10 protein-coding genes, 1 tRNA gene and 2 pseudogenes are annotated in these 7,092 nt (G+C 39.1%); 4 read left to right on the top strand and 9 right to left on the bottom strand.

Going from position 1 to position 7,092, the window contains the following annotated elements:
• From ACFIJJ_RS07765 to ACFIJJ_RS07755, 3 genes and pseudogenes are all read right to left on the bottom strand, one after another.
• On the bottom strand, positions 1 to 514 hold a 514-nt coding region (locus tag ACFIJJ_RS07765), incomplete at its 3' end, for a DUF1376 domain-containing protein (RefSeq protein ID WP_375646542.1).
• Positions 504 to 854: a DUF1376 domain-containing protein gene (locus ACFIJJ_RS07760; protein ID WP_375646541.1), complete on the bottom strand. Its 351-nt coding sequence runs from the start codon at positions 852 to 854 to the stop codon at positions 504 to 506. The genes ACFIJJ_RS07760 and ACFIJJ_RS07765, both read right to left, overlap by 11 nt.
• Positions 844 to 1,319 (bottom strand): annotated as a pseudogene (locus ACFIJJ_RS07755) (crossover junction endodeoxyribonuclease RuvC). Before ACFIJJ_RS07755 ends, ACFIJJ_RS07760 begins: the two are co-directional and overlap by 11 nt.
• Before the next feature lie 8 nt (positions 1,320 to 1,327).
• On the opposite strand from ACFIJJ_RS07755, the pseudogene ACFIJJ_RS07750 reads away from it, so the two are divergent.
• Positions 1,328 to 2,059: pseudogene (locus tag ACFIJJ_RS07750) on the top strand (tyrosine-type recombinase/integrase); the annotation flags it as partial.
• 696 nt (positions 2,060 to 2,755) lie between these two features.
• Positions 2,756 to 2,845: transfer RNA gene (locus ACFIJJ_RS07745), tRNA-Ser, on the top strand.
• Between the two features lie 101 nt (positions 2,846 to 2,946).
• Here the strand turns inward: ACFIJJ_RS07745 and ACFIJJ_RS07740 are convergent.
• A complete protein-coding gene (locus ACFIJJ_RS07740) occupies positions 2,947 to 3,315 on the bottom strand; it encodes a helix-turn-helix domain-containing protein (protein ID WP_273787997.1) in 369 nt (122 codons plus the stop codon).
• A 190-nt stretch (positions 3,316 to 3,505) separates the two neighbouring features.
• On the opposite strand from ACFIJJ_RS07740, the gene ACFIJJ_RS07735 reads away from it, so the two are divergent.
• The gene (locus tag ACFIJJ_RS07735; RefSeq protein ID WP_015856349.1) at positions 3,506 to 3,787 is read left to right on the top strand and encodes a type II toxin-antitoxin system RelB/DinJ family antitoxin; all 282 of its coding nucleotides are present in this window, start codon (positions 3,506 to 3,508) and stop codon (positions 3,785 to 3,787) included.
• A 7-nt stretch (positions 3,788 to 3,794) separates the two neighbouring features.
• Complete coding sequence (locus ACFIJJ_RS07730) at positions 3,795 to 4,076, top strand: type II toxin-antitoxin system YafQ family toxin (protein WP_273787998.1); 282 nt, start codon at positions 3,795 to 3,797, stop codon at positions 4,074 to 4,076.
• A 61-nt stretch (positions 4,077 to 4,137) separates the two neighbouring features.
• On the opposite strand, the gene ACFIJJ_RS07725 is transcribed toward ACFIJJ_RS07730, so the two are convergent.
• From ACFIJJ_RS07725 to ACFIJJ_RS07705, 5 genes are read right to left on the bottom strand one after another with little or no spacing between them, the layout of a single operon-like run.
• A complete protein-coding gene (locus tag ACFIJJ_RS07725; RefSeq protein ID WP_375630254.1) occupies positions 4,138 to 4,356 on the bottom strand; it encodes a hypothetical protein in 219 nt (72 codons plus the stop codon).
• Positions 4,349 to 4,555: a hypothetical protein gene (locus ACFIJJ_RS07720; RefSeq protein WP_375646540.1), complete on the bottom strand. Its 207-nt coding sequence runs from the start codon at positions 4,553 to 4,555 to the stop codon at positions 4,349 to 4,351. Before ACFIJJ_RS07720 ends, ACFIJJ_RS07725 begins: the two co-directional genes overlap by 8 nt.
• Positions 4,488 to 4,715, bottom strand: coding sequence for a hypothetical protein (locus ACFIJJ_RS07715; RefSeq protein WP_375612620.1), 228 nt, complete (start codon positions 4,713 to 4,715; stop codon positions 4,488 to 4,490). The genes ACFIJJ_RS07720 and ACFIJJ_RS07715 overlap by 68 nt, the downstream gene beginning before the upstream one ends.
• Entirely contained in the window at positions 4,712 to 5,377 is a 666-nt protein-coding gene (locus ACFIJJ_RS07710; protein ID WP_375612619.1) for a lysozyme, read from the bottom strand. Before ACFIJJ_RS07710 ends, ACFIJJ_RS07715 begins: the two co-directional genes overlap by 4 nt.
• A 13-nt stretch (positions 5,378 to 5,390) precedes the next feature.
• A complete protein-coding gene (locus ACFIJJ_RS07705) occupies positions 5,391 to 7,079 on the bottom strand; it encodes a hypothetical protein (RefSeq protein ID WP_375646538.1) in 1,689 nt (562 codons plus the stop codon).
• Positions 7,080 to 7,092 lie beyond the last annotated feature (13 nt).

Below are 7,092 nucleotides of genomic sequence, written 5' to 3'. Positions count from 1 at the left end.
AATCGTTTGTTTCTAAATTTTCAAAATCAATTTCTCTTTTTGATAAAATAATATTTTTATTTTTTTTGTTATTGTTAATGTTAATGGCATCATCTAGCATTGCATAAGCATTGCTTGTAGCATTGCTATTAGCATTTTTAGCATAATTACAAGCATAAGTTGTATTTTTATCCCATCTTGCCTTTGCTGCCTTTTGTGCTCTTTCTGAAAACTTATTTAAATTATCATTTGAGTTATTGAGTTCCTCTTCAACTCTTAAACTCCACAAACGACCATCTTCTAAACGTATGATCTTCTCATCGCGTAATAAGATGTCTAATGTATTTTTTAGAACTCTCACTGAACAACCTGCCCACCGTGCTAATTTGGGAGCATCTTCAATAATAGGGCGGCGCTCTTCATACATATATAAGACAAGTGTCATATAAAGACCTTTTTCCACTATACTCATGCCACTAACATCAACAATCCATTGTGAAGAAAAAAGCCTCGTCCATGGCAACTTAGTTGACATACTTCACCTCCCTTTCTTTATTATTATTGCAAGTGAAATTATCTAGCTCTTCAGTGACGTTATTGAGTTCTTTTTCAACTTCTGAATTCCACAACCCACCATTGTCTAAACGTATGATGAAGCCACCTTCAATCAAGGAATTCAAAGCTGCTTCAAACTCTTTTACTGGATAACCAACCCAAAAAGCTAATACCCTTAAGTCCTTTAAAATAGGCTTACCAGTATGGAGCATTAGAAGTCGCAACATGACATAGATACATTTCTCGGTCGGCGACAAAAAACCAAGAGTAAGAAGCCATCTGTCTGCAAAAAGCCTCGTCCATGGTAATTTAATGGACATACCCCAATTCCCTTTCTTTAACTAAATATAAAATTGCTAAAGCATCTGCTTCATTATCATCACATGGCTTGTGTCCTTTAAGACACATTGCCTTAATCATCTCTTCTTTCGACGCATTCCCCTTGCCTGTCGTCGCTTTCTTAATCGTACTTACTGGTATCCCCTCATACGGTATCTGATGCTGTTCACACCACGCCGTTAACGTTGCTAACAAACCACCGTAAACATGCGCTGCATCTGTACCTTTATGACGCCTCACCTCTCTTCAAAATACACCGCGTCAATTTGACCTGCTGTCTGCTTTATTTCTGATAGCCATTGCTTAAAACGCAAGTAACGCATCCCACCGCCTTCAAAACGGCGTGATTGAAAATTCACGGTACCACTGAATATGTCACCACTTGCACCACGTATCGCCCACCCCGTTTTGGTACCTAGATCAAAACAAAGAATCGTGTTAATCACAGCGCCGCTCCATACACAATGTGTTATACAGAGAAATAAAGAAATCACATATTACAGCGGGTGTTGAACGCCGCAAAGAAAAACCAACAGCTGCCCAAAATTTTCTAAAAGCCCTTAATGGACTTTTTAATTGGGCTATCGATCAAGAACTTCTGGAGAATAACCCAACTTTAGGAATAAAAAGACCTCCTCTCAACAACAAAGATGGATTTGCTGTTTGGACAGAAGAAGATGTTGAAAAATATTATCACCATTGGTCACATGGTTCACATGAACGCGTCTGGATTGATATTCTTCTTTACACGGGTTTGCGTCGTGGTGATGCGGTACGAATTGGTTGGAAAGATGTCAAAGATAATATCATTCATCTCAAGACAGAGAAAAGTAAATTCCAAACAGATGTTTTTCTACCCATTTTGCCTGAATTAGCAGAAACTCTAAAAATTGGTCCTATTGGAAATGAAACATTCATTTGCGGAAAAAACGGAAATAAACTCGTAAAAGAAAGTTTTGGAAACTTATTCCGTGAAGCGTGTAATGCGGCGGGAATCAAAAAATCAGCACATGGCTTAAGAAAATTAGCAGCAACACGCGCCGCTAATTCAGATGCAACAGTATCACAACTCAAGGCAATTTTTGGATGGACCGACGACAACATGGCATCTCTTTATACAAAAAGCGCAGATCGCAAAAGGCTAGCTATAGAAGCGATAAAAAAGCTCCAAAAAAATGAGGGATAGTGCTATAAAAAATATTAATGGAATCAATAATGATAAATTTCCCCCCATATCGCAATAACTCATTTATTTTATTTAAAATTATTGAATCTCTGGGGCACCATTTTTTTGTAAATAAATTTTTTATTTTACACATACTTATGAATGAATTGGCTTTTAAAACCTTGTCTGTTAAAGTTTATGCTTTCTGCCTCTGCATAATTTAGCGTTTTTAAGTTCTATTCTTGAAAAACTATGCAATACCTTAACAAACTATCTATTGATCTATGCGTATTACTCAATAATTTTTTCTTCCATTCTAATTAACTTTTTGCTTATCCCACAGAAAAAGCATTATAAATATACCTAATTTCCAGTCATATCTGGAAAGACAAAATAATTCAAAAATACACGACCGGAATTTAATATAATTTATCAAACATTTATTATTATTACGAAAACGTTCGTTAGAACTTAAAAAATATTGCTTTGTGAAAAATTTTTAAACAGAAAAAAATGATAAAGATCATAATTACCTTTCATTTTTTCAGAAAAAACTATCATGTTTAAAAATGAAACTTTTAGATAACACACTCAAAGAATTAACTTATGAAGAATTATTTTAATTGAAACTTAAATAGTTTTACAAAGAATGCTTTAAAATGCGTATTAAAATGATTGACCTTTTGCAAGAAATTTGTCAAAAGGCATATCTAGTTTGGAGGGGTGGCCGAGCGGTTTAAGGCACCGGTCTTGAAAACCGGCGTGCAGGAGACTGTACCGTGGGTTCGAATCCCACCCCCTCCGCCACAGCACTTTTATGGTGCTATAACTTATTGATTTCATGTGTGTTTTTTCAAGGTGCGGGATTCGTAAATAAAGGTTCGGGAATAGGATTCTCGAACATGCTTCTACGAAGCGCATGCTTGTTTGCTAACTTTCTCTAATAATTTTTTAAATTCTGCTAAATCCTGTTGTGAAAGATTATGTAAATTTCTAACAAACATGCCAACAATTTCACGACTCAACGGATTAGAAGGCTTTATAGTGAAGCTTTTACGACAAGCATCCGATTCTCTTCTCAAAATTTCTGCTACCTCTTGATCTAAAGTATAGAGTTCAATTATCTTTTCCTCTAATCCTACAGGAACAGATCTTTTGCCAATTTCTACAGATGATAAAAATGCTACAGATATATCTAATTTTTTAGCCATATCTAAAAGGCGTTCTGAATGATCAATGCGAAGTTTGCGTAAGGTTTTACCAAATGGTGTTGGCATCTAAAAAATCCTATTAAAAAAGAAGCTCTCTCGTGATTCTAGCAGAAATTCTCAGGTTTTGGTTAGCTCCTTTTAAAAATTGACTTCCTACTCTCCTTAATACACAAGGTTGTATAGCATGACGGATAAATCTCTTGACATAGGTTTGAAATGTAGTACATTGTAGTACAATTAAGTAGGAGGTTTAGTAATGGGAAAAATTCAAGCCCGCATACCTGATGAAGTTCAAGAAATTGCAAGTGCAGTTATTAAGTCTACGGGTTTAACTATATCGGATGCAGTGCGCATGTTTATGACCCGCATTGCTAGAGATAGAGCATTACCACTTGATCTATTCCAACCAAATCCGGAAACATTACAAGCTATCGAGGATGCCGAAATGGGACGCGTCGAACGTACATCATTAGACGGCTTAAGGACCATGATACGCTCAGATAGAACCGAAGCACGTAAATCTGAAAAGCAAACCTAAGCTTGCTATGCGGGAAATTGTCTATACGCGTTCATTCCGCCGTGACCTTAAACGTGAAAGCAAAGGTAAATATGCTAATGCACTAGAGGAGGATTTGCTGCTTGTGGTCAAAGCGTTAGCGGAGAATGAACCGCTAAAGGCGCATTGGAGAGATCATGCACTAACAGGTCAGTGGCGCAATTGTCGTGATTGTCACATAAAGCCGGATTTAGTTTTGATCTATCGAAAGCCAGATGCCAAAACACTAGAGCTTTTACGACTTGGTTCCCATTCTGAACTGCGTTTATAATTGGATCTCCAATTCATAGTAATAAAGAATTTTACGAAATTTTTTCTTTTATGACAGTTGTTCAGTTCTTTGAAAACCACTGCTTTAAATGTGCAATGACATTATCTAGCGCGTCCATGAGGCGTGCAAAATCGAGGATAAGCAAAAAAAGAAAAAATGCTATCCACTTCATCAAGCGAGACATCATTTTCACGCTTTGATAGGTGATGATCATTTCTTGAAGCATTTCTTTTTCTGATTCTGTAAGCTCTGTGTGTTTTTTGGATTTTTTTCTAACCATGTTTCCACCCACACAAGCGTTCACCTAGATTATTGTGCTTTAAGATCTCTCTTGCTAAATTGGAACTGATGGCGTTCAGATCTTGCCGGCTTAAATAAATAGGTAACCAACCAACACAAGAAGAAGCATATTTATTTGTCGCGCAACCAGTGAGAGAGAGCAGCACGCATATCAGCATCACTTTTTTGATTAACTTCACTTTCCACCTCAAGCCGTGTTGTGGCTGCTTTTAAAGCTTTTTCTGTTTGCTTTTGTTGCTCTACTTTTTTCCCAAGAGTAAAAGCTTTTGCTAAGGCAATAAAAAAAGCGGCTAAAGCCGCACCTGTTACCATCAAGTTTCTTTTCATCCATAAGATCATAGGCGGTGCTCCTGAAAGCGTTTAGCAACAAAGAAAATGCCAGTACATGCCGCTAAAACCATAATGGCGGCTAAAGCCCATTGGATTGGTCCATTGCCCGCTAAAAACCCACCAAGACCTGAGAAAGAACCAATAATCGGTGCCAATGCTTCTGCTTTGAGAAACCCTGTTGGTTGTTTCGTTTCTACTGTTTGATAATTAGAAGAAACATAAGCCCCTTTCGCCCATAGCCCTGCCTCTGCTACACGCCGGTGTACGAGACCTTGTAAACGTTTTCCTCCCGCTTTGGTCCATTTCTGCAATTCGGTTGGTACCGCTTCATAATCCCCCCGATTAAGCCTTTTAAGCAATGTAGAGTTTTGGAAAGCTGCAATACCCACATTATAACAAAAGGAAACAAGAGCGCCGAACTGCTCGTCGCTTAAATTCACACAAACTGCTTTTTCTACCGCCCTCTCATATTGCCGCAAATCTGCTAAAAGCATGTTTTCAGCTTTTTTTTCTGTAATCACCATACCCTCAACAACTGTTGGTTGACCGGCTTTTTTCGTATGACCATAACCAATCGTCCATATGCCAGAAGCATCTTGATAAGCCTGCAAGCGCAAACCTTCCCACTTTTTTAAACAGTATAAACAGTCTTTACTTATTTTCCGTGCCATTGTTCAATTCACCTTATAAATATACCTTTATGAGTACTGCTCCATCACCGCCGTCGCCGCCAATTTTGTCGCTTCCGTGTTTCCCATCAAAATATCCACCGCCGCCGCCGCCACATTCTTTACCACCTCTACCACCGTTACCACCTTTGTAACTCTCACCACCCTGCCCCATGATAGAACCCTTACATTTACCGCCACCGCCGCCGCCGCCGCCAAGAAAAGAACTTCCACCAGTACCAGCTCTCTTGCCGTCGACTCCACTTCCTCCACCATTACCACCAGAAAAAATAAAGCTTTCACCACTGCTGCCCTCCCTGTTTCCTCCTCCATCGCCGCCTTTCCCTCCAAAGTTAACGAGAGTCATGGAAACGGAATATCCTCCTTCTGCTGTAACAAGCCCTTTGATCATTGTTCTACCACCATTGCACAAAATGTTACTGTCATTACCTTTACCACCACGACCAATGTAAGCTGTTTTTAATTTATCTAAATCAGAACCTTTCATTTTAACATGCACACATTGACCGCCGCCGCCGCCGCCATCCTTAACGCCACCACCTCCACCGCCCCAAGCCCATACTTCGATATCGGTGTCAGCAGTAATACCATCAGGCAATGGAATATCTCCGCTTTCTGTCATCAGAATTTCAACAGGTTTTCTAACCCCGCCATCATTGTTGCCGCTACTACCGCCGCTGCTATTGCTACTATTTGCTTTGATTGAAGCCATCAGTTTGGCTGGTGAGATAAGTGCATCCACTGTTTTTGTGCCATCAATCCAGTCTTGTTTGGCAAGAGGTTGAATGAGATCAACTTTTTTCTGTACACTATGCGCTGTATCTTGCGCTTTATCGGCTACCGTTTGTGCCGTAGTAGCAATAGCTTTTGCATCCGTAGCATTCGTTTTTGCAATATTCGCTGTATTTAATGCAACATTTGCAACGTTCTTTGCCTGAATTGCTGCATCAAGCCCTTGCTGTGCTCTTTCCTTTGCGTGTTGTGCAACATCTTCAACTTTATCAATTTTTGCAATCTGTGCACGTTCTGGAGGGGTTAAGATAAGATGCGTATTCCCCTCTTTCATATTCTCCATATCAAAGGCATCTTTTTCTATTTTATCTGGATCATAAACTGGTTTTGACATACCAAAAGACTTTGAGCCTACAAAATAACTAATGGTATTTTTGAGATCTACCGGAGATATGGGATAATAAACACCTTCACTTCCCTTATGCCACTTTTCTATTGTTGGTTGGGTAGCACTCAACCATCGTAGTTTTGATCTTTCCTCTGTGGTTAAGATCTTTTTTGTAGGACCCTCGTTCATATTTTCCATAGAAAATACATTTGCCCCCACATTATCGGGATCATATGTAGCAGCCTTCATATCGCCAATCCCTAAAGGCGATATTTTTACCCAGCCAGCGCCTGATAAAATCGCATTCTCACGAGCTTCACCACTTGCTTCAATATCACAAATTGTGACCTTATTTTTGTAAGCAAGAGCTCCAATATCTCTCTTTGCAACCGCATCATCAGCTTTTTTTCCTTGAGCAGCAGTTGCAAAATATTCTACCTCATAAGCTGCTGCACTCCCCACTGAAATAGGTGCGAGAGCCTTACTATTTAAAACACCTTCTTTGACTTCTTTCTTTGTTGCTGGTTCAAGCTTAAATATATGTGTGTGATAGGGTAATGGCATCGCGTTTCATTCC

The organism is Bartonella sp. TT29SHDZB, assembly GCF_042193395.1.
Lineage (GTDB): Bacteria > Pseudomonadota > Alphaproteobacteria > Rhizobiales > Rhizobiaceae > Bartonella.
This window is presented reverse-complemented; position numbering and strand designations above follow the sequence as displayed.

Excerpts from the sequence above, each read along its gene's own strand:
- ACFIJJ_RS07760 (WP_375646541.1), bottom strand. The coding sequence starts at position 854 with ATGTCCATTAAATTACCATGGACGAGGCTTTTTGCAGACAGATGGCTT.
- ACFIJJ_RS07740 (WP_273787997.1), bottom strand. The coding sequence starts at position 3,315 with ATGCCAACACCATTTGGTAAAACCTTACGCAAACTTCGCATTGATCAT.
- ACFIJJ_RS07735 (WP_015856349.1), top strand. The coding sequence starts at position 3,506 with ATGGGAAAAATTCAAGCCCGCATACCTGATGAAGTTCAAGAAATTGCA.
- ACFIJJ_RS07730 (WP_273787998.1), top strand. The coding sequence starts at position 3,795 with ATGCGGGAAATTGTCTATACGCGTTCATTCCGCCGTGACCTTAAACGT.
- ACFIJJ_RS07725 (WP_375630254.1), bottom strand. The coding sequence starts at position 4,356 with ATGGTTAGAAAAAAATCCAAAAAACACACAGAGCTTACAGAATCAGAA.
- ACFIJJ_RS07715 (WP_375612620.1), bottom strand. The coding sequence starts at position 4,715 with ATGATCTTATGGATGAAAAGAAACTTGATGGTAACAGGTGCGGCTTTA.
- ACFIJJ_RS07710 (WP_375612619.1), bottom strand. The coding sequence starts at position 5,377 with ATGGCACGGAAAATAAGTAAAGACTGTTTATACTGTTTAAAAAAGTGG.
- ACFIJJ_RS07705 (WP_375646538.1), bottom strand. The coding sequence starts at position 7,079 with ATGCCATTACCCTATCACACACATATATTTAAGCTTGAACCAGCAACA.